General features: G+C 64.3%; 16 protein-coding genes. 9 read left to right on the top strand and 7 right to left on the bottom strand.

What is annotated here, in order from left to right; genetic code table 11:
• Positions 1 to 30 precede the first annotated feature (30 nt).
• The 3 genes from AC0L20_RS01405 to lptF are packed head-to-tail and all read right to left on the bottom strand — an operon-like array spanning position 31 to position 4,783.
• The gene (locus tag AC0L20_RS01405; protein ID WP_456764651.1) at positions 31 to 2,520 is read right to left on the bottom strand and encodes an LPS-assembly protein LptD; all 2,490 of its coding nucleotides are present in this window, start codon (positions 2,518 to 2,520) and stop codon (positions 31 to 33) included.
• The gene (lptG, locus tag AC0L20_RS01400) at positions 2,520 to 3,617 is read right to left on the bottom strand and encodes an LPS export ABC transporter permease LptG (protein WP_027569681.1); all 1,098 of its coding nucleotides are present in this window, start codon (positions 3,615 to 3,617) and stop codon (positions 2,520 to 2,522) included. The genes AC0L20_RS01405 and lptG overlap by 1 nt, the downstream gene beginning before the upstream one ends.
• Entirely contained in the window at positions 3,614 to 4,783 is a 1,170-nt protein-coding gene (gene lptF / locus AC0L20_RS01395; RefSeq protein WP_027569682.1) for an LPS export ABC transporter permease LptF, read from the bottom strand. The genes lptG and lptF overlap by 4 nt, the downstream gene beginning before the upstream one ends.
• A gap of 340 nt (positions 4,784 to 5,123) precedes the next feature.
• Here lptF and AC0L20_RS01390 point away from each other — a divergent pair, with 340 nt between their 5' ends.
• From AC0L20_RS01390 to AC0L20_RS01380, 3 genes are all read left to right on the top strand, one after another.
• Positions 5,124 to 6,623: a leucyl aminopeptidase gene (locus AC0L20_RS01390; RefSeq protein ID WP_473287130.1), complete on the top strand. Its 1,500-nt coding sequence runs from the start codon at positions 5,124 to 5,126 to the stop codon at positions 6,621 to 6,623.
• A gap of 6 nt (positions 6,624 to 6,629) precedes the next feature.
• Positions 6,630 to 7,082: a DNA polymerase III subunit chi gene (locus AC0L20_RS01385; protein ID WP_473287129.1), complete on the top strand. Its 453-nt coding sequence runs from the start codon at positions 6,630 to 6,632 to the stop codon at positions 7,080 to 7,082.
• Positions 7,083 to 7,247: 165 nt separating this feature from the next.
• Positions 7,248 to 7,739 carry a hypothetical protein gene (locus AC0L20_RS01380; RefSeq protein WP_473287128.1) on the top strand — a complete coding sequence of 164 codons (492 nt, stop codon included), beginning with the start codon at positions 7,248 to 7,250 and terminating at the stop codon, positions 7,737 to 7,739.
• 176 nt (positions 7,740 to 7,915) lie between these two features.
• On the opposite strand, the gene AC0L20_RS01375 is transcribed toward AC0L20_RS01380, so the two are convergent.
• Positions 7,916 to 8,740 (bottom strand): hypothetical protein, encoded by an 825-nt coding sequence (locus AC0L20_RS01375; RefSeq protein WP_473287127.1) that lies wholly within the window; start codon positions 8,738 to 8,740, stop codon positions 7,916 to 7,918.
• 370 nt (positions 8,741 to 9,110) lie between these two features.
• On the opposite strand from AC0L20_RS01375, the gene AC0L20_RS01370 reads away from it, so the two are divergent.
• The 4 genes from AC0L20_RS01370 to AC0L20_RS01355 all read left to right on the top strand — a co-directional run bounded on the left by AC0L20_RS01370 (position 9,111) and on the right by AC0L20_RS01355 (position 16,692).
• A complete protein-coding gene (locus tag AC0L20_RS01370; RefSeq protein WP_473287126.1) occupies positions 9,111 to 11,957 on the top strand; it encodes a beta strand repeat-containing protein in 2,847 nt (948 codons plus the stop codon).
• Between the two features lie 29 nt (positions 11,958 to 11,986).
• Entirely contained in the window at positions 11,987 to 14,119 is a 2,133-nt protein-coding gene (locus tag AC0L20_RS01365; protein ID WP_473287125.1) for a type I secretion system permease/ATPase, read from the top strand.
• The gene (locus AC0L20_RS01360; protein ID WP_473287124.1) at positions 14,106 to 15,560 is read left to right on the top strand and encodes an HlyD family type I secretion periplasmic adaptor subunit; all 1,455 of its coding nucleotides are present in this window, start codon (positions 14,106 to 14,108) and stop codon (positions 15,558 to 15,560) included. Before AC0L20_RS01365 ends, AC0L20_RS01360 begins: the two co-directional genes overlap by 14 nt.
• Positions 15,561 to 15,726: 166 nt before the next feature.
• Positions 15,727 to 16,692: a tripartite tricarboxylate transporter substrate-binding protein gene (locus tag AC0L20_RS01355; protein ID WP_473287123.1), complete on the top strand. Its 966-nt coding sequence runs from the start codon at positions 15,727 to 15,729 to the stop codon at positions 16,690 to 16,692.
• A gap of 159 nt (positions 16,693 to 16,851) precedes the next feature.
• Here the strand turns inward: AC0L20_RS01355 and AC0L20_RS01350 are convergent, their stop codons facing one another.
• The 3 genes from AC0L20_RS01350 to AC0L20_RS01340 form a co-directional block, all read right to left on the bottom strand.
• The gene (locus AC0L20_RS01350; protein ID WP_473287122.1) at positions 16,852 to 18,714 is read right to left on the bottom strand and encodes an ABC-F family ATP-binding cassette domain-containing protein; all 1,863 of its coding nucleotides are present in this window, start codon (positions 18,712 to 18,714) and stop codon (positions 16,852 to 16,854) included.
• Positions 18,715 to 18,785: 71 nt separating this feature from the next.
• Entirely contained in the window at positions 18,786 to 18,959 is a 174-nt protein-coding gene (locus AC0L20_RS01345; RefSeq protein ID WP_007609361.1) for a hypothetical protein, read from the bottom strand.
• A 252-nt stretch (positions 18,960 to 19,211) separates the two neighbouring features.
• The gene (locus AC0L20_RS01340) at positions 19,212 to 19,475 is read right to left on the bottom strand and encodes a sulfur globule protein precursor (protein WP_473257158.1); all 264 of its coding nucleotides are present in this window, start codon (positions 19,473 to 19,475) and stop codon (positions 19,212 to 19,214) included.
• A 310-nt stretch (positions 19,476 to 19,785) separates the two neighbouring features.
• Between AC0L20_RS01340 and ndk the strand changes: the two genes are divergently transcribed.
• Positions 19,786 to 20,208 (top strand): nucleoside-diphosphate kinase, encoded by a 423-nt coding sequence (gene ndk, locus AC0L20_RS01335; RefSeq protein WP_456764643.1) that lies wholly within the window; start codon positions 19,786 to 19,788, stop codon positions 20,206 to 20,208.
• A gap of 44 nt (positions 20,209 to 20,252) precedes the next feature.
• Positions 20,253 to 21,113, top strand: a complete 861-nt coding sequence (locus AC0L20_RS01330; protein ID WP_027569692.1) for a TerC family protein — start codon at positions 20,253 to 20,255, stop codon at positions 21,111 to 21,113.
• Positions 21,114 to 21,164 lie beyond the last annotated feature (51 nt).

The following is a 21,164-nucleotide window of genomic DNA, read 5'->3' as shown; positions in this document are numbered from 1 at the left end:
GGAAACACGCGGCCGGCACCTTCAAACCAATCACTGGAGACCGCCGCCGGAACTGCTGGTCGTCGCTGTGTTCGCCAGCGTGCGCAGGCCGATCTGGAACATGATCGCGTGGTTCAGCACGGGCGGCGTCGCGCCTGCGGAATAGCTATACGCTGTTACATAGTTCAAGCCGAGCACAAAACAATCGTCGACGTAGCCGGCACCGAGCACATACTGGTTGATCTTGTTGGCCTCCAGGTCCCAGCGCGCCGAGCCCGTCACCACCCAATTGGCCGCGACCTTGATCGAGCCCGTCGTCAGGATGCCCTCGCGGCGTGTCAGATAGCCGAGTTCCGGCTGCGCCGCGTAATTGCCGTACAGCATGCTGACGGACCAGCGGTTGAAGTTGGCGCGGCCTTCCGCCTCGAAGCGCTGGACGTTCCAGGTCTGCTCGTCCATGCGCGAGCGAACGCTGAACGTATAGGTGCTGTTCGGCGAATAGGCGGCGCTCGCCACATAGTCGGAGCGCGGCCTTTGCAGACCGGAATCCACGCCCGTATTGATGGAGTCCTGGACCGCGAAGGAGTTCATGCCGAACAGCTGGTAGGACTGGCCGAACAGCGTCTTGATGGCGCCGCCCCTGTCGAACTGCATGGTGGACTGCACGCCGACATTGGCGCGGCCGCCGCCCTCGACACGGTCGTAACCGGAGAACTTGTCGACGCTGAACAGGTTCGAGGCGTCGAACACCATGCTCTGCGCGTCCTCGTTCGGGAGCTTGCCGGCATAGGTCTCGTTCGGCCGAATGATGATCTGCGCGATCGGCTCGATGGTGGTCGAGCCCCAGGGCTGAACGTTGATGAAGGGGTAGCGGTATTCGAGGCCAACGGTCGGCATCAGGCGGAACGCCTGGGTGTCGCCGACAGGAAGATAGTTCGACACGCCCGGCTGGTTGGAGACCGAGGAGTTGATCGCATCGGCGCGGAGAATGGCGAACGGCGTCCAGATTTCACCGAACGGATCGGTGAAGGATTTGCGCCATTGCGCTTCGGCCGTCAGGCGGGTGTACGTGCCCGGGAAGCCGCGCATCAGGCACTGCGACGGCGTGCGCGCGAGCGGATCGGCCGATGCCGTCGTGCACAGGCTGTTGGTGTTGGCGAGCGTCGTGATCGGATCGAACACCGCGGTGTCACGCGACAGGTTCACGAAATTGGTCTTGTAGCTGAACTCGCCGCCGAAGACCGGATAGTTCAGCACGTTCGAATAGTCGATCACGGGGTAGACGACCGGCACCTGGCTCTGGTTGCCCGAGTAGCTCAGCCAGTACATCGTGCGCGCGTCGAAGAAGCTGCGATTGCCCACGCCGGTCAGGTAAAGCTGCGAGAGCGCATCCGTCGGCAGATACAGGAACGAGCCCAGCGGATCGCGATATTGCGACAACCGATAGTCCGAGAAGAAATAATAGTCGGACATCAGGACGCCGTCCCAACCCCAGACCCATTTGTCGTTCAGCGCGAACTGACCCTTGGTGTCGACGGCGCCGCGGAATTGCTTGTCGCCGGGCTGGCCGGCAAGCGCGCTCCGATCGAGCTGGTCGATGCCGTAGACGCGGATCTGATAGGCGCCGTCCATCAGGCGCTGGCGGAATTCGGCCTGGAACAGCACGCCCTGCTTGGACGTGATGCGCGGGCTGAAGGTCGCGTCCATGTCGGGCGCGATCGCCCAGTAGAACGGAACCTCGACGCCGTAGCCGAACGGCGTATTCGACGTGAAGCCCGGCATCAGGAAGCCGGTCTTACGCTTCACGGTCGGGTCGGGCGTCGAGAAATAGGGCATATAGGCGATCGGCACGCCGAAGAATTCGAGCTGCGCCGTCTCGAAATACAGCATCTTCTCCTGCTGGTCGTGGATGATGCGCGCACCCTTGACCTGCCATAGCGGCGGCTTCTTCGGATCGTCCTTGCACGGCGCGCAGGCCGTGTAGACGCCGTTCTCGAACACCGTGTAGTTGCCGCTGGAGCGATCGGAGCGGCTCGCCGCCATGCGGGTCTGGTCGGCCGTGTCGACGCGCAGCGAATCGACGAAACCGTCACGGTAGTCGTCGGACAGGTCCAGGATCTCGGCATAGGTGATCTTGCCGTCGGCATCCGTCATGCGGATGTTGCCTTCGGCATGGAGCCGCTTGGTCTTCTGGTCGTAGATGACCTTGTCGGCCTCGACGCTGGTGCCGTTGTAGAACAGCTGGACGTTACCGACCGCGGAGACGCGCGAATTGTTGTAGTCGTAGTCGACCTCGGTCGCCTGAACCAGCATCTGGTTGTCGTTGACGGCCTTCGGCGGCTTCGCACGCGGCGGCAGCGGATTGTAGGTGAAGCTCTGGGCGGAGGCCGGCGCCACAGCGGCAACGTCCACCACGCCACCGAGCGATGCCACGGCGGCGACAGCAAGCAGGAACCTGCGAATGGACAAGCCACACCCGTTCGCGCGCACCAATGTGCGCCGCGTCAAACGAGACACGGGCCCTCGGTGGACGGCCGTCACTATCCGTCCTCCTGATACAGCAAGGCCAAAAAGCCGGTGAGGCCGCCCACCACCACGGGCAACCACGCCGCAGCGATCGGATGCATCAACTCAGCCTTGCTCAAATCTTCAGTCACTTTCGACAGAACGTAGAGCAGAAAGCCTGCACCCACGCCACTCAAAACCATCTTCTGCACGCCGCCCATCCGGAAGAAGCGCAACGACACCGAGGCCGCGAGCATCACCATGGCGGCGAGCAAAAACGGCTGTGCCAGAAGCTTCTGATACTGGAGTCGGTATCCGGCTGTCGCGAAGCCCGAGCTTTCGGACGAGCGGATGTAGCTCGGTAGTTGCCAAAAGGACACAGTCTCAGGTGTGGAAAAGCTGTTGCGGACCTGCGCCTCGGTCAGCGTCGTCGGAATCTCCAGGCTGGCTTGATCGACCGGCGGCGAATCCAGCGAGAAGCGGCGGACGCCCTTGAACAGCCAACGGCCGGCCTCGAGCGTCGCCTCGCGCGCCTCGACCCGCTCCTTGAAGTGCTGCTCTGTGTCAAACCGGAACAGGGTGAGCCCAGTGAGCCGGACGCCCTGCTGCTCGCTGCGCGCCGCGTTGATGATGGTCTGGCCGTCATTGGTGACCTGATTGAGCCAGAAGCCGGAGGCGTCCTGAATGCCGCCGCCGGGCGCCGAGCCGAACAGCTCGGCTTCCATGCGCTTGGAGAGCTCGCGCAGATTGGCCGACATCGGATTGTAGGCGACGGTGGCGATCACGCCGATCAGCAGCGCGCTGCCGAGCGCCGGCGAGATGAATTGCCATGCGGAGACGCCGGCGGCGCGCGCGACCACGAGTTCGAGCCGGCGGGAGAGGGCGAGATAGCAGGTCATGGCGCCGATCAGCATGCAGAACGGCGTCAGCTTCTCCAGCAGCTGCGGCACGCGGAACAGCGAGGTCTCGGCCACCATCACGGCGGAGGCGGATGCGAGCCCCGAGGTCTTGCGCACCATCTCGATGTAATCGACCAGCACCAGCAACAGGAAAATGCTGGCGAACACGCCGAGCGCCGCGACCACGAAACGGCCGGCGAAATAGCGCCCGAGTGTGTTGGTGAGCATGCTCATGCGGTGGCCGGCCGTCGGAACAGCCGCGCGATGCGCGCGTTCGATCTGTTGATGGCCTCCATGAGGCGCGGCGGCGGCTCGACCACGAGGCCGCCAATGATGATCGCCAGCCCGAGGCCGATGGCACCGATGACCATCGCATATTGGACCAGCACCGCGCCCGGCGATTTCACCGCCATCACCGAGCAGGCAAAGCCGGCCATGCGCAGGCCGAACACGGCGAGAATCGATGAGCCGATCGAGAAGTTGCGGCTCTGGCGCGTGGTGCGAGGCGCACCGAGGAACGCGAAGGTCAGCACGGCAAAGGCGAAGGGATAGATCGGCGCCAGCAGGCTGTCATGCAGGGCCGAGCGGAACTGGCCGGGAATCTGCTTGTAGACAGGGTCGTCCTCGGACGGCGAGAGCAGCTCCCAGAGATAACGCTCGCGGATGCCGAGGGTGACGTCGCGGCCCTGGCCCGAGAACTTCGACATGTCGAAGCCGTAGCGGCCGAACGCCACCAGCGCGGGATCGCGCTTGCCGGCCTCGAAGCGCTGGAGATTGCCGGTCTCCAGCACCAGGAACGATCCGTTGTCGTTCTTCACGACTTCGCCGTGCTCGGCGACGATCGAGACCCGCTCGTTCGGATCGCGGCGGTCGTCGATGAAGATGCCGGCGAGGATGCCGCCGGGCTGGCGTTCGCGAATCCGGATCGTCAGGTTCTTGTCGAGCTGGGCGAAGCGGCCGGGCTGCAGGATGTTGGTGAGCACGTCGGCGGTGATCTCGGCGTCCCACTGCTTGATCCGCCGCATGCCATCGGGAGCGAGATAGGCCGCGATGAAGGCGACCAGCAGCGCCACCACGCAGGTGGCGTAGAAGAACGGATAGAACAGCCGGAACGGCGAGAAGCCGGCGGCATTCATCACGATGATCTCGGAATCGGTCGCGAGCTTGTTCAGCGTGTGCGAGATCGCGATCATCAGCGCGATCGGCGAGATGATCAGGACCAGCGCGGGCACGACGAGGCTGGTGATGCCGAGGAAGGTCAGGATGGTCTGGCCCTGGCTCGTCATCAGGTCGATGCCGCGCAACGCCTGCGTAATCCAGATCACGCCCGTGAGGCTGACCAGGACCAACGCAAACGACGCGAGCGTCGTGCGGAAGATATACCTATCGATTGACCCCATGCGCTACCGCACGAATCCCACCAAGTCCCCAATGCCGGCCGGAATTCCGGCTGTCCAACCAATCCCCGCAAAGGGATCCCCAAGGTCGGCCAACCATCTCATCCGCCGGCTTACTCTCTCAGTACCATCCCTTTGATCCGTCAACAAAATGGCTGCCCCGTGGCACCCTCAATATATGGTTAATATTTCCCTCGTTGTGGCCCCTCGGCCACGGGGGGTGCTTGGCATCTGCCGGGCCGGTGGCCCATAGTGCGGCACGCTCAGTGAATCGCCGTTCAGCTCCGGCCCGTGGCCGGGACCGCCGATCGGTAAAAAGCGCAATGTTTTTGAGGAGTTACTCATGTCCGATGCCATCAAGGTCGGCTTCGTTCCATTGTCTGCCGCCGTCCGTGGCATCATGGTCGTGTTCTGCGACGACGCTCTGAAGCTCGGCCCGGCGACCGCCAAGGCGCTCGGCGGCGCCACCGAACTCGTGAAGCGGGCGGCCATCGCCGCCGCCTTCAAGGGCAAAAGCGGTGCTGCGCTCGACATCCTTGCACCCGAGGGCGTGAAGGCCACCCGCCTGATCGTGATCGGCGCCGGCAAGGGGGCCGGCCTGAAGGCCAACGACTTCCTCAAATTCGGCGGCGTGGCGGCGAGCAAGCTTCCGGCCGGGGCGGCGGCCATGACCATCATGGCGGAACTGCCCAATGGCGCCATGACGAGCGAGCAGGCGGTCGCGATCGCCTCGGGGCTGCGGCTGCGCACCTACAAGTTCGACCGCTACAAGACCAAGAAGAAGGACGGGGAGGAGGGTGGCACGCGCGCCGACGTCTCGTTTGCGGTCGGCGATGTCGTCGCCGCGAAGAAGGCGTTTGCATCGGCTGCTGCAATCGTGGACGGCGTGGTCATTGCGCGCGACCTCGTCAACGAGCCGCCGAACGTACTTTTTCCCGAGGAGTTCGCGCGCCGCGCGGGCCTGCTCCGCAAGCTCGGCGTCAAGATCGAGGTGCTCGACGTCAAGGCGATGGACAAGCTCGGCATGGGCGCGCTGCTCGGCGTCGGCCAGGGCTCGGCGCGGCCGAGCCGCACCGTGATCATGCGTTGGGACGGCGGCAAGAAGGGCGAGGCGCCGGTTGCCTTCGTCGGCAAGGGCGTCTGCTTCGACACCGGCGGCATTTCGATCAAGCCGGCCGGCAGCATGGAGGACATGAAGGGCGACATGGGCGGCGCTGCCTGCGTCGTCGGCCTGATGCATGCGCTCGCGGCACGCAAGGCCAAGGTCAACGTCGTCGGTGCCATCGGCCTCGTCGAGAACATGCCGGACGGCAACGCGCAGCGCCCGGGCGACATCGTCACCTCGATGTCGGGCCAGACCATCGAGATCATCAACACCGACGCGGAAGGCCGCCTGGTGCTCGCCGACGTGCTCTGGTACGTCGCCAAGAAAACCAAGCCGAAATTCATGGTGGATCTGGCGACGTTGACCGGCGCCATCGTGGTCGCGCTCGGCACCGAGCATGCCGGCATGTTCTCCAACAATGACGAGCTTGCCGAGCGGCTGCTGGCGGCCGGCATCGAGAGCGGCGAGAAGGTCTGGCGCCTGCCGCTTGGCCCCGAATACGACAAGCTGATCGATTCCCAGTTCGCCGACATGAAGAACACCGGCGGCCGCCATGGCGGCTCGATCACCGCGGCGCAGTTCCTCCAGCGATTCGTGGACGGCACGCCCTGGGCGCATCTCGACATCGCCGGGACCGCCATGGGCGCGCCGAAGACCGACATCAACCACAGCTGGGGAAGCGGCTATGGCGTTCGCTTGCTCGACCGTCTGGTCGCCGACCATTACGAGCGCAAATGACCCGAGATGACTGAAGTCCTTTTCTACCATCTGCAAAACATGACGGTGGAGAACGTGTTGCCGCCGCTTCTCGAGAAATCGCTCGAGCGCGGCTGGCGCGTCGTGGTGCAATCGACTTCGCCGGAGCGCGCCGATACGCTCGACGCCCATTTGTGGACCTATCGCGACGATTCCTTCCTGCCGCACGCGACATGGCGGGTCAGCGACGCAGCCGAGCAGCCGATCGTGCTGGCGGTCGAGGAGGACAATCCGAACGGTGCCAATGTTCGCTTCCTCGTCGACAACGCCGCGCTGCCGCAGGACGCCCAGGGCTATGAGCGCATGGTGCTGCTGTTCGATGGCGACGATCCGGACGCGCTTGCGTTCGCCCGCAGCGCCTGGACGGATTGCAAGGCGCGGGGATTTGATGTCACCTATTGGCAGGCCGACGAACGGGGCCGGTGGCAGAAGCGGAATTAGCGGTCGCTCGCAATTAATGATAATTTGCACTTTTCGGGTGATGATGGCTTTTGTCACCTTCGTGCCGCAAAGTGATGTTGGTACAATTGCTTAGGGCCGATCCTTCACTCGGGGAATTAGTTTATCGTGCGACATCAAAAGCTTCCCAGCTCGCTCATAATTGCGTTGGCGGCCGTAGCCCCGCTGGTCGCGGGCTGTTCGGGCGGGACCGATCTGTTGTCCAGGGATGCCCAGTGGTTCAACACGCCCAGCCGCCTGTTCATCAAAAGCATCTCGATTGAGTCGCCGCCGCTGACCCCCGACAAGCCGGTTGGGGCCGAGGATCTGGTCAGCGCCGACGGTGCTTGTGCCGGCATGGCGCCGCCGCCCGGGCCGGCTGATGCGAATGCGTCGACGACCGCGCCGGCTCCCATGGGCGGCACCGTGGCGCTCGGCCACACCGAATGCGATGTGGTGCGCGGCATCGGCGCGCCCTCGAGCGTCAACCTCTCCGGTGATGCCGCCGGTAGGCGCGTCGCTGTCGTGACCTGGACGACCGGTCCGCGCGCCGGCATCTACACCTTCACGGCCGGCCGCCTGTCCTCGATCGAGGGCACGCCGGAAGCGCCGGTCATGCCGAAGGCGAGCAAGCCGAAGCCGAAGAAGAAGTCGGCGTAAGGCGAGCGTGCGGGGCGGCTACGGCCGTCCCTTCATTGCATCTTCGAACGACAGCATCTGACCACTGGGTCCCCGGAACGTCGTTCTCCGGGGCCAAATTGTCTCGATCTCACTGAGGACATCACGAGCGAGCGGTTTCCAGTCCACGTCTGGCTTCAGCGAGTAGATGCTGAGCGTCATGCCGTTATCGGCACGAGGCGAATGCACGCTTGCCAGCCAAGGCTCATCGTACACGTTGATGCTGATACCGGTCTCGTTGCACAGGTCCACTGTGCGCCATGTGCTGCGCCCGTTTGAACCTGTTCGTCGCCGCGAATTGACAGCGCATGTGCGTGACCGAAATCAGCGAATGTTTGCTCGAGTGTTCTCCAGTCTTCGGCAGGCACCTTCAAATTTGCATAAACCTGCGGTCCGACGGATGTGCGTCCGTCTCTGAACAGGTTGTGGCAGCTTCTGTCCCTTACGACGACCGGCAAGATGAAGACGCCACACGTCAGAAGCGCGGCCGCAGAAACGACACCACACGATCGCCGGGCGGCCCCGTACCGCATGGCCGCCCAAAAAGCGACGCCGCCAACAAGGCCCGGAAAACCGGCCAGTCCTACCGCGCGAATGTAGTCGATCCAGAAGAACAGGGTTGGCACGCCATTGACGATCGTTGGCTTCCCGTCAGTCGAAGCATTCTGGGTACTGAGCACGGACATCAATGCCAGGAGACCGAATGGTAGTGCTGCGACGACGAAGCCTCCGAGAGCGCAGGCTGCAATCCCGACGTCGGATCGCACACGGCGGACGAGAAGAAAGAGTGGAAGACCAAGCAGCACGGCGTGGGCCATTGCGACCATGAACGTCGTCATCATCAAGTTCAGGACTTGCGTGACGACAAGGATGTTGATCGGCTCTTCGATCTGCACGCAAAATGGGACGACGAACGCAACGGTCGCCCCAAACGCCGCAAGCAGGGTTGCTGCCAACAGCTGCAAATACTGCTGAAGTCGCATGTCCAGCGGTTGCCCACAGGTTGTCGTGGTGGATCCCACAACTGATCAACCTAAAGCATGATGCGGAAAATTGCGAAGCGGTTTCCGGAGAGTTCGTATCCGAGGCGATCCGCAAGTCGTTTTGCCCGGCAGTTCGGTTGCATCAGTGCGCGTTCAACGACCGGCGCCTGTTTCAAGAAGACGCTACACGCGAACAGGCAGCCCGAATGTGACAGTCTTCACATCCGCGGCCGGCCCGACATCGGCTCGCGGCAAATCTGGAGGGAATCTCCAGAATAATCACGCGCGTCTCAAGGAACTCTTCAAGAAACTCATGTTGGCGGCTGCTACGCCTCGAAAGGAGGGGCTAGATCGATCGAAGGATATTTGGATGTCCATTAACTCTGTGTTTTCCCCGGTTACGGGGCAACTCACCATTTTCGGCGACAGCGCGAATAACGGCCTCGTGATAAGTCGCGACAAGTCCGGCCGCATCCTGGTCAATAACGGGCACGTGAAAACGGTTGGTGGCGAACCCACGGTCGGCAACACCACCGCGATCGACATCTTCGGTCAAGGCGGTGACGACACGATCACCGTCGACGAATGCCACGGACCGATGCCGGCGGTGCACATCTTCGGCGGCGACGGCAATGACAGGATCACCGGCGGCTCGGGAGCCGATCTTCTGTTCGGTCAGGCTGGCAACGATTTGATCAAAGGGGGCGGCGGCAACGATCTGCTCTTCGGCGGAGCGGGTAACGACGTGCTGGACGGCGGCAGCGGCGACAACCAGCTGTTCGGCGAGGCCGGCGACGACGTCATGATCTGGAATCCCGGCGGTGGCACCAATCTGTTCGAGGGTGGTGAGGGCAACGATACGGCTCAGGTCAACGGAAACAACGGCGCCGAGACGTTCACGATCACGGCGAACGGCACCCGCGTGCGGCTCGACGGGACGGGCGCGGCGCCGTTCTCGCTCGACATCGGCACAACGGAAAATCTCGTCCTGCACGGTGGCGGCGGCGACGATGTCATCACCGCGGGCAACGGACTCGGCAGCCTGATCTCGCTGACGCTCGATGGCGGCGCCGGCAACGACAGGATCATCGGCGGCGACGGCAACGACCTCATCATCGGCGGCAGCGGCGACGATATCGTCAATGGCGGACGCGGCAATGACGTCGCCCAGCTCGGGAGTGGCGACGACACTTTCATCTGGAATCCCGGTGACGGCAGCGACACGGTCGAAGGCGGATCGGGCAGCGACAAGCTGCTTTTCAATGGGGCCAACATCAACGAGACCATCGACATCTCGGCCAATGGCGGCCGGGTGCGCTTCACCCGCGACGTCGCCAACATCACGATGGATCTCAACAGCGTCGAGCAGATCGAATTCGATGCGCGCGGGGGCGCCGACAACATCACCGTCGGCGACCTCACCGGGACCGGCGTCAAGCAGGTGCTGGTTGATCTCGGAGCCGTTCCGGGAGGGACGCAAGGCGACGGCGCAGCTGATACGGTGACCGTCAACGGCAGCAACGGCAATCAGCACATCGAGCTCACAGCCACGGGCACAACGGTAACGGTCACGGGGCTGCCAGAGGTCGTGACGATCGCAAATGCAGAGGCCGGCAACGACCGGCTGGTCGTGCGGGCGCTCGGCGGCAATGACGTGATCGATGCATCCACGCTCGGCGCGGCAATCGGGCTGACCATCGACGGTGGGGCGGGCAACGACACCATCACCGGCAGCCAGGGAGCCGACACCCTGATCGGCGGCGACGGCAACGACAAGGTCATCGGCGGCCGCGGCAATGACGTCGCGCTTCTTGGCGCAGGCGACGACATCTTCACGTGGAATCCCGGTGACGGCAGCGACACTGTCGAAGGCGGCACGGGAGCCGATACGTTGGTGTTCAACGGCGCCAATGTGGCCGAGACCATGTCGATCTCGGCGAACGGAAGCCGTGCGCTACTCACCCGTGACGTCGGTGCTATCGTCATGGACCTCGCTGCCGTCGAGCACGTGCAGATCGCGGCAGCAGGCGGCGCCGACAACATCACCGTCAACGATCTGACCGGGACAGGAATCACGCAGGTTGCCATCGACCTCAGTGCCGGCCCCGGCAGCCAGAGCGGCGACGGCGCGGCGGACCGCGTAACCGTGAACGGCACGAATGGTGACGACAACATATCCGTCGTGACCGCCGGCGGATCGATCGTGGTCAACGGCCTCGCTGCGCAGGTGACCCTTGCACACGCGGACGCCGGTGATGTGCTCGGCATCAACGGCGGACAAGGCAATGACGTCATCAATGCGTCTTCCATCAAGGCGGGACAGTCGTTCAGCCTCAACATCAATGGCGGCGACGGCAACGACACCATCACCGGCAGTGCCGGCAATGACATTGTGAACGGCGGACGCGGCAACGATTTCGCCAATCTCGGCGCGGGCGACGACACTTTCGTCTGGAACCCCGGCGACGGCAGCGACACCGTCGAAGGCTGGAAGGGCACCGACACGCTGGCATTCAACGGCGCCAATATCAGCGAGACCATCAACATCTCGGCCAATGGCGGCCGGGTGCTGTTCACGCGAGATGTCGCCGCCATTGCGATGGACCTGAACGGGGTCGAACATGTCGACTTCAATGCTCTCGGCGGTGCCGACAACATTACGGTCGGTGACCTCTCCGGCACCGGCGTGAGCCAGGTCGACCTCGATCTCGGCGCCAATGACGGCGCCGCGGATACCGTGACCATCAACGCAACCGGCGGCAACGACGTCATCACGGTGACCGAGCACGACGGCATCATCACGGTGTCGGGGCTTGGCCAGGACATCAACATCACCGATGCCGGCGCGGGCGACAGGATCGTCATCAACGGTCTCGATGGCGATGACGTCATCACGGCTTCCGGCTTGCACGGCGGCATCCAGCTCGTTGCCAATGGCGGCAACGGCGACGACGTGCTGATCGGCAGCCCCGGCAACGACACGCTGGCAGGTGGTGCCGGCGATGACGTGCTGATCGGCGGCGGCGGCCTCGACATCCTGGACGGCGGCACCGGCAACAACGTTGTTATCCAGGGCGGAGCGTTCGCGGCCGCGATGCTGCTCAACCAGGCCATGGCCGCGAGCTTCGTCCCGGCAGGTGAGGGCAACGGCGAGATGCCGCTGCCCGATCCGCACGCGGCGCAGAGCCAGGTGCTCGCACCGCCCCAGCACGCCTGAAGCTGGCGGCTGCGGCCCGGAGAACGCTCATGACCACCAACGCGGTCTCGGCCGATACGGGGCTCGATGCGTTGCTGACGCTGCTGCATCTGCAAGGTGTTGCGGCCGATCGCGAGCAGCTCAGGCACCGGCTCGGCGCGGCAAGCTTCGGCGCAGCGGATATCGTCCGCTGCGCCAGGTCTCTCGGACTTAAAGCGCGAACCTACCGAACGCAGTGGAGCCGTCTGTCGGACACCCCGCTGCCTGCGATCGCGATGCTGCGGGACGGCGGCTTCATGGTCATCGCAAAGGCCTCCGCCGACAAGGTGCTGGTACAGTCCCCGGAGGCGCAGCGCCCGGTGCTGATGGATCGCGACGAGCTGTGCGCGATCTGGGACGGCGGCTTGATCCTGATGGTCCGGCGCGCCGGCCTGTCCGACCTCGGCCGGCACTTCGATATCACCTGGTTCATCGGCGCGATCGGCAAATACCGGCGGCTGCTGGGCGAGGTGCTGGCGGCTTCGTTCTTCCTCCAGCTTTTTGCGCTGGTCTCGCCGCTGTTCTTCCAGGTCGTGATCGACAAGGTTCTGGTGCACCGCTCGCTGTCCACGCTCGACGTCCTCGTCATCGGCCTCGTCGTCGTCTCCCTGTTCGACACCGTGCTCGGGATCCTGCGCAATTACCTGTTTGCGCACACGACCAACCGTATCGACGTCGAGCTCGGGGCCCGCCTGTTCCACCATCTGCTGGCGCTGCCGATGGCGTGGTTTCAGGCCAGGCGCGTCGGCGATTCCGTGGCGCGGGTCCGTGAGCTCGAGAACATCCGCAATTTCATCACCAGCTCGTCGCTGACGCTTCTCATCGACCTGGTCTTCACCTCGGTGTTCCTCGCGGTGATGTTCGCCTATTCGGCGCAGATGAGCTTCATCGTGCTCGCATCGTTCCCGTTCTACATCGCGATCTCGGCCGTGGCGACGCCGCTGTTTCGCCGCAGGCTGGACGAGAAATTCCGCCGTGGCGCCGAGAACCAGGCCTTCCTGGTCGAGAGCGTCAGCGGCATCGAAACGTTGAAGGCGATGGCGGTCGAGCCGCAGATGCAGCGCCGCTGGGAAGAGCAGCTCGCCGGCTATGTCTCCGCGAGCTTCGGTGTCACCAGCCTCGGCAACACGGCAAGCCAGCTGGTGCAGCTCGTCAGCAAGGTCGTCACGGCCGCCATTCTCTATGTCGGAGCCAGGCTGGTGATCGGTGACGCACTGACCGTCGGCGAGCTCGTGGCCTTCAACATCTTCGCAGGGCGGGTGTCGGCCCCGGTACTGCGGCTCGCGCAGGTCTGGCAGGATTTTCATCAGGCGCGACTGTCGATCGCCCGGCTCGGCGACATCCTCAACAGCGCGGCGGAGCCTGCTTACTCCGCCGCCCGCGCGGGGCTGCCGCCGATCCGGGGCAACATCCGCTTCGAGCACGTGTCTTTCCGCTACCGGCCCGATGGGCCGGAGATCCTGCACGATGTCTCATTCGATATTCCAGCCGGACAAACCGTCGGCATCGTCGGATCGTCCGGTTCGGGCAAAAGCACCTTCGCCAAGCTGGTGCAGCGGCTCTACGTTCCGCAAGGCGGCCGCGTGCTGGTCGACGGAATGGATCTGATGACGACGGATCCGGCAGGGCTCCGTCGGCAGATCGGAATCGTGCTCCAGGACAACATGCTGTTCAACCGGTCGGTGCGCGACAACATCGCGCTGGCCGATCCAAGCCTGCCGATGGACCGCATTATCGACGCGGCGAAGCTGGCGGGCGCGCATGATTTCATTCTGGAGCTCCCCGAGGGCTACGATACGGTAGTCGGCGAGCGCGGCTCGACGCTCTCGGGCGGGCAGCGCCAGCGCATTGCGATCGCCCGCGCGCTGGTGGGCAATCCCCGGATCCTGATCTTCGACGAAGCCACCAGCGCGCTCGACTATGAAAGCGAGCGGATCATCCATGACAACATGAAGGAGATCGCGAAAGGCCGCACCGTCCTGATCATCGCGCACCGTCTGTCCACCGTCCGCGGCGCCGATCGCATCTTCACCCTGGAACGCGGCCGTCTGGTCGAGGACGGCACGCATGATGCGCTGATCAAGACCGGCGGCCGCTACGCCGCCCTGCATCGTCTCCAGGGAGGCATTTATGAGGTCGGCTAGCACTGTGCCGGCCGCTCGTCCGGAGCAGACCGTGATCCCGTTCCGGAATGGAAAGGACCGACGCGCCGAGGAAGTCGCGTTCCTGCCGGCGGCGCTGGAAATCACGGAAACACCGCCGTCGCCGATCGGCCGCGCCATCGCAATGGCCCTGATGCTGCTTGTCTGCGCGGCGCTGGCCTGGTCGGCCTGGGGCACGATCGACATCGTGGCGTCCGCAACCGGCAAGGTCGTGTCGAGCGGGCGAAGCAAGGTGGTCCAGCCGTTCGAGACCGGCGTTGTGCGTGCCATTCACGTGCAGGACGGGCAATCGGTCAAATCAGGCGACCTGCTGATCGAGCTTGATCCGACCGTGAACGCCGCAGAGCGCGATCGTCTGCACGACGATCTCATGGCCGAGCGGCTCAACGTCGCGCGCCTCCGCGCCGCATTGGCGGGCGGCGAAGAGGTGTCCGCCGATCTCGTCGTACCAGAGGACGCCGATCCCATGCTGGTCGCGACGCAACGGCAGCTCCTCGCCAATCAGGTCAGCGAGAACAGGGCCAAGCTCGCGGCACTGGCGCGTCAGGAAGCGCAGAAGGAGGCCGAACATCAGACGATTGCGGCGACGATTCACAAGCTTGATGCGTTGCTGCCGGTCACCCAGCAGCGTGTCGAGATTCGCAAGACGCTGATGGAGAAGGAGATCGGCTCGAAGCTGACCTACTATGAGACCCTCCAGCTCCAGATCGAGCAGCAGGAGGAGCTGCGCGTCCAGAGCAGTCGCTTGAAGGAGGCCGAGGCGGCCGTCGCCGCGATCCGGGAGACCCGCATCCAGGCCTTGGCCGAGTACAGGAAAAGTCTCTCCGACGAGCTTGCCAAGAGCGAACAGAAAGCCAATGGCGTCGCGCGCGATCTCATCAAGGCGCAGCAGAGGACGAGGCTTCAGCAACTGACGTCGCCGGTCGACGGCGTCGTGCAGCAGCTCGCGGTCCACACTGTGGGCGGCGTGGTCACGCCCGCACAGTCGCTGCTGGTGATCGTGCCGACCGATACGCGGCTCGAGATCGAGGCGATGATCTCCAACCGCGATATCGGATTTGTCGAGGCCGGACAGGGCGCCGCCATCAAGATCGACACTTTCAATTTTACCCGCTACGGGCTTCTCGCAGGCCGGGTCGTGAGCGTCTCGCAGGACGCCATCATTCGCGACCGGCCGCAGGAGCGCGGGAGCGACCGTGCGCTTGGGACGCAACGGGACAGCAGCGAGCCCAGCGGGCAGGAGTTGAGTTACAGCGCCCGTATCTCGCTCGATCGCAGCCAGATGCAGGTGGACGACCGCCTCGTCAATCTGTCCCCGGGGATGGCGGTGACCGTCGAGATCAGGACCGGCTCGCGCAGCATCCTGAGCTATCTCCTGTCGCCCCTGCAGCGTTACCGGCACGAGATCATGCGGGAGCGTTAGTTCCCGCATGCTGCCGACGACGCTTCGCGAGGCGCGCTGAGGACCGATCAGGCTTTTCGGCAGCTACACCATGCCGCGGACGCTCCACCCCTGATGAAGTCGTTTTCGTGTGGCCGCGCGGCCCGGAATGCGTACATAGGAGCAAGCAAAAAATTTGGAGGAAAGCATGCGGCTCATTGCCCTCGTATCGGCTCTGGCCCTGCCGTTTGGTGCGGCGCTCGCCCAGGACTATCCGGTCAGGCCCGTCACCATCTTGGTGCCGTTCGCCGCCGGCGGACCTACGGACACCATTGCGCGCCTGACGGCGGCAGGCATGGCGAAATCGCTTGGCCAACAGGTCATCGTGGAGAACGCGCCCGGCGCCGGTGGTACCATCGCCACGACCCGCGCCTCGCGAGCCCAGCCCGACGGATACACGCTGCTGATCCATCATGTCGGCCTCTCGACCGCCGCCACACTGTACCGCAACCTCAGCTATGACACGAAGACGGCCTTTGCGCCGATCGGGCTTGTGACCAATGCGCCGATGACCATCATCGCGCGTCCGGATTTTCCGGCCGACACGCTGAAGGAATTGGTCGCCTACGCCCAACAGCAGGGCGACAAATTGACCTATGCCAATGCCGGACTCGGAGCGGCGTCGCACCTCTGCGGCATGCTGTTCATGACGGCGATCCAGAAGCAGCTCACCGCAGTGCCCTACAAGGGCAACGGCCCCATCATGAACGATCTTCTCGGCAGGCAGATCGATCTCACCTGCGACCAGGCGACGAATACCACCGGCCCGATCATGTCGAAGCAGGTCAAGGCCTATGCGATCACCACCAGGGAGCGGCTGAAGAGCCTGCCCGATCTGCCGACGGCCGACGAGGCCGGCCTCAAAGGGTTCGAGCTTGGTGTCTGGCACGGCATCTATGCCCCCAAGGGCACACCGCCGGCGGTCGTTCAGAAGCTGACCGCGGCGCTCCAGTCCGCCCTTAGGGACTCCACGCTGATCGCCCGGTTCAACGACATCAACACGGAGCCGGTCCCGCAGGAGAAGGCGACGCCGGAGGCGCTGGCCGCGATGCTCGCGAGCGAAGTCGACCGCTGGGCTCCGATGATCAAGGCAGCCGGCCAATTCGCGGACTGAGCCATTTCTGCCCAATTCGTGCCGACATCGCTGCGTGAGCGGGCTAAGTCAGCAGGGTAAAGAACAGTCCATTCAACAGCTAATCACCGGGTAGCAAAATACCGGTACTGTGCATGGGGTTGTTTTTGCGATTTTGAGGTCGGCCCGGTCGTGGAGGCGTCAACCCGCCGCCGCGTCGAACTGCGTGCTCGCCTCGAGCCACTGCTCCTCGGCGCGCGCCAGCGCATCGGCCGCATTGGCGCGTGCTTTCGACAATTGCGCGGCCTGCTTGGGGTCGCGGGTGAAGATGTCGGGCAGGGCCAGCGCAGTGTCGATCTTGCTGATGATCGCGCTGACGCGGGCGATCTCGGTTTCGGCTTCCGCGATACGCTTCTTCAGCGAGCCGCGATTGTCCGATCTCGGACGCTGCGGCTTCTCGCTCGCGGCGCTTCGCTCGCGCGGGGCGGGCTCGCCATTGCGCGCGGACAGCACCAGACGGCGATATTCGTCGAGGTTGCCGTCGTAATTGGTCACGGTGCGATCGGCGACGATCCAGAGTTGATCGGCGCAGGACTCGATCAGATAGCGGTCGTGCGAGACCATGATGACAGCGCCGGGGAATTCGTTGATGGCTTCCGCGAGCGCGGCGCGGCTGTCGATGTCGAGATGGTTGGTCGGCTCGTCCAGGATGATCATGTTGGGGCCGAAGAAGGTCGCAAGTCCCAGCAGGAGCCGCGCCTTCTCGCCGCCCGACAATTTTCCAACCTTGGTGTCGGCCGCTTTGCCGGAAAAGCCGATCGCGCCGGCGCGGGCGCGTACTTTGGCTTCGGGCGCCTCGCCCATCAGCTTGCGGACGTGGTCGTAGGTCGAGGCATCCTCATTCAATTCGTCGAGCTGGTGCTGCGCGAAATAGGCGATCGACAGCTTGTCGGCGCGGGTCACTTTGCCCGAGAACGGCGCGAGGCGGCCGGCGAGCAGTTTCACAAGGGTCGACTTGCCGTTGCCATTGGAGCCGAGCAGCGCAATGCGGTCGTCATTGTCGACGCGCAAGGTGACGCGGTTCAGCACGGGCGCGTTCGGATCGTAGCCGACCACGACGTTGTCGGCGGCGATGATCGGCGGCGACAGGATTTTCTCCGGCGCGGGAAAGCTGATCTCGCGCACATCCTGGGTGACAAGCGCCGTGATCGGCTTCAGCCGCTCCAGCATTTTCACACGGGACTGCGCCTGGCGGGCTTTCGAGGCTTTGGCCTTGAAGCGGTCGACGAAGGCCTGCAGGCGCGCGCGTTCGGCTTCCTGGCGCTTGACCGCTTTGGCGTCGAGCATCTCGCGCATGGCGCGTTGCTCTTCGAAGGAGGAGTAGGTGCCCTTGTAAAGTGTGAGCTTGCTGCGATCCAGATGCAGGATCTGGTCGACCGAGCTTTCAAGAAGGTCGCGGTCATGGCTGATCACGATCACGGTGCGCGGATAATGCGCGAGGTGATCCTCCAGCCACAGCGTGCCTTCGAGGTCGAGATAGTTGGTAGGCTCGTCGAGCAGCAACAGGTCGGGCGCCGCAAACAGCGTTGCGGCGAGCGCAACGCGCATGCGCCAGCCGCCGGAGAATTCGGCGCAGGGGCGGAGCTGGTCGGTGGCGGAGAAGCCGAGGCCGGAAAGGATGGCGGCGGCGCGGCTCGGCGCCGAATGTGCATCGATGTCGACCAGCCGGGTCTGGATCTCGGCGATCCGGTGCGGGTCGGTCGCGCTCTCGGCCTCGGTGAGCAGCGCGTCGCGTTCGAGGTCGGCCTTGAGCACGACCGAGATCAGGCTCTCGGGGCCGTTCGGCGCTTCCTGCGCGAGGCTGCCGACGCGCCAGCGGGGCGGCAGGGTCACCGTGCCGTGCTCGGCCGCGAGCTCGCCGCGGATCACCTTGAACAGGGTCGATTTGCCGGTGCCGTTGCGACCGACCATGCCAACGCGGGATCCGGGCGTGATCTGCACGGAACTCTGGTCAATCAGAAGGCGTCCGGCGAGGCGGATGGAGAGGTCGGTGATGGCAAGCATGCGGCCTTGTCACCGCACCCGCGATCAAACGCAACCCGTTTTTCCGTGTCTGCAAGCCGGTGCGTGTCAACTCAGTGCGAATCGCGCTCGCGCTGCTTCAGCTCATTGAGGAGTTGCTCGAGGTGCGTCGGCAGCCTGGCTTCGGGCCGCAGGCTCTGCTGGAGCCGTTCGCCCACCGCATCGCGGATCGAGCGGCTGGTGCGCCGGTCGATTTGCTCGCTGTCATCGGCGAAAAGGCTAACCATCGCAGGGTTCCGTGTTCTCAAAGAAGCGACACGGTACCAAGTCCTTGGCCCCCAAATGGTTTCGCCACTCGCGGCGATTGCGCGGCATTCTAGCAAAAATTGTGTGAAGCCACGCAACACGCCCCTCTGAACACAAAGCCCCGGCGCTGGGGGACGCCGGGGCTTCGCTTGGAAGGTACCTTGGGGGGCTCAGGTACCCTTTTGGTTCAGGTATTCTTTGGTTCAGGTATTCTTGGAAAGGTGCTGTCGGGCTCAGTAGCAGCGGTTGATCATCCGCCAGCGGGGTCCCCAGGGGGTCGGGACCAGCCGGCGCACATAGCAGCCGCCATAGCCGTAGGAGACGACGGGGCCGCGGGCATAAAAGCGCGGTCCACCCCAGCCGTGGCCGTGGTGCCAGCCACCGCCGCCGTGCCAGCCGCCGCCGCCGCCATGCCAATGAGCGGACGCGGAGGTCGGCGCCAGCGCGGCACCAAGCGCGACCGCGGCAACTGCGGCGAGCGAAAGTTTCCTCAACATGGTGATCTCCTCAAAACTGCCGGCGCGGGGCTATCGCGTCGATGGAAAGGCCGCCGAAACGGTCCGCCTCGGGCAGAGGCTTTGGTTTCGATGGACCTGAGGTTATCCGAGCGAGGCTGAACCAAACCCTGACGAGGCCTTCAGATTGGGTTCATTTGGGTGAAATCGTCGTAATCCAGGTTGGCATTCGGGCCGCTGGCCTGCGGCGAAGCGCCCGCGAGTCGGTTTTGGCGGTCGCTTGCCGTATGGCGAAGGCGCCGATATAAGCCCGGCAACTCCGAACCACCGTTTTCTCTTCAAGGACAAGATCATGGCCATCGAACGCACCTTCTCGATCATCAAGCCCGACGCCACCGCGCGTAACCTCACCGGGGCGGTTAACGCCGTGATCGAGAAGGCGGGCCTGCGCATCGTCGCGCAGAAGCGCATCCGCATGAGCAAGGAACAGGCCGAGACCTTCTATGCGGTCCACAAGGCGCGCCCCTTCTTCGGTGAGCTCGTGGACTTCATGACCTCGGGCCCGGTGGTGGTCCAGGTGCTGGAAGGCGAGGGTGCCGTCTCCAAGTATCGCGACGTGATGGGGGCGACCGATCCGTCCAAGGCGGCTGACGGCACCATCCGCAAGCTCTACGCAAAGTCGATCGGCGAGAACTCCGCGCACGGTTCGGATGCGCCGGAAACCGCCGCCATCGAGATCGCGCAGTTCTTCTCGGGCAACGAGATCGTCGGCTGATCCGTCAGCCGATAAGGTAACGAGACGCGGCGAAAGGACGTAGTGTGAACTGGCTCTGGCAGATCTTCGATCCCGCTACGATCGGGGCATTCTTCACCCAGTTCCGCGTTGAGATGGCCGAACCGACCTTCTGGGTCGCGGTCGGCAAGATCATCTGGATCAACATCCTCTTGTCCGGCGACAATGCGCTGGTGATCGCGCTCGCCTGCCGCGGCCTCAAGCCGCGGCATCGGCTGTGGGGCATGATCCTCGGTGCCGGCGCGGCGGTGCTGCTGCGGATCATCTTCACGGGCATCGTCGCGAGCCTGATGGAGCTGCCGTACCTCAAGCTGGTCGGCGGTCTTGCGTTGATCGTGATTGCGGCAAAGCTGCTGGTGCCGGAACAGGAGGACGAGGACGGCGTCGAGTCGGCTTCGCATCTGTGGCAGGCCGTGCAGATCGTCGTCGTCGCCGACATCGTCATGAGCCTGGACAACGTCATTGCGGTGGCCGCGGCCGCCAATGGCAGCGCGCCCCTGCTGGTGCTCGGACTTGCCATCAGCGTGCCCTTGATCGTCGCCGGTGCGGCGCTGATCATGGCGCTGCTCGCAAAGCTCCCGGTTCTGGTGTGGGCCGGCGCGGCGCTGCTCGGCTGGATCGCGGGCGAGGTGATCGCGACCGATCCCGGCATCGCGCCGAGGCTGCACACGCTGTTCGACGGTCCGTTCGGCGCCTCGCTGGACAACATGCTCGGCGCCTTGCGCATCCCGCCGCAATTCGCCCATGGCGGCGGAGGCGGCGAATATCTCTGCGCAGCTCTCGGCGTCGTCGTCGTGCTGGTCGTCGGCTCCATCTGGCGCCGACGCAGCATGAGCGCAGCCGCGCTGGAATCATCCGAGCGCCACGCCAAGGCCTCGGCGGAGTAGATCTATCTTTTGAGCATGATCTTTTCGGAAAAGCGCTTCAGGCTTTTCCGG

The organism is Bradyrhizobium sp. Kon58 (genome assembly GCF_055807455.1).
The sequence above is the reverse complement of the archived record's forward strand: the minus strand, read 5'-3'. Positions and strand labels throughout refer to the sequence as shown.

Bases quoted from the DNA above. Each gene is read 5' to 3' on its own strand.
- AC0L20_RS01350 (WP_473287122.1), bottom strand. From the start codon at position 18,714: ATGCTTGCCATCACCGACCTCTCCATCCGCCTCGCCGGACGCCTTCTG.
- lptF (WP_027569682.1), bottom strand. From the start codon at position 4,783: ATGGGGTCAATCGATAGGTATATCTTCCGCACGACGCTCGCGTCGTTT.
- lptG (WP_027569681.1), bottom strand. From the start codon at position 3,617: ATGAGCATGCTCACCAACACACTCGGGCGCTATTTCGCCGGCCGTTTC.
- AC0L20_RS01360 (WP_473287124.1), top strand. From the start codon at position 14,106: ATGAGGTCGGCTAGCACTGTGCCGGCCGCTCGTCCGGAGCAGACCGTG.
- AC0L20_RS01365 (WP_473287125.1), top strand. From the start codon at position 11,987: ATGACCACCAACGCGGTCTCGGCCGATACGGGGCTCGATGCGTTGCTG.
- AC0L20_RS01385 (WP_473287129.1), top strand. From the start codon at position 6,630: ATGACTGAAGTCCTTTTCTACCATCTGCAAAACATGACGGTGGAGAAC.
- AC0L20_RS01340 (WP_473257158.1), bottom strand. From the start codon at position 19,475: ATGTTGAGGAAACTTTCGCTCGCCGCAGTTGCCGCGGTCGCGCTTGGT.
- AC0L20_RS01345 (WP_007609361.1), bottom strand. From the start codon at position 18,959: ATGGTTAGCCTTTTCGCCGATGACAGCGAGCAAATCGACCGGCGCACC.
- ndk (WP_456764643.1), top strand. From the start codon at position 19,786: ATGGCCATCGAACGCACCTTCTCGATCATCAAGCCCGACGCCACCGCG.
- AC0L20_RS01375 (WP_473287127.1), bottom strand. From the start codon at position 8,740: ATGCGACTTCAGCAGTATTTGCAGCTGTTGGCAGCAACCCTGCTTGCG.
- AC0L20_RS01355 (WP_473287123.1), top strand. From the start codon at position 15,727: ATGCGGCTCATTGCCCTCGTATCGGCTCTGGCCCTGCCGTTTGGTGCG.
- AC0L20_RS01370 (WP_473287126.1), top strand. From the start codon at position 9,111: ATGTCCATTAACTCTGTGTTTTCCCCGGTTACGGGGCAACTCACCATT.
- AC0L20_RS01390 (WP_473287130.1), top strand. From the start codon at position 5,124: ATGTCCGATGCCATCAAGGTCGGCTTCGTTCCATTGTCTGCCGCCGTC.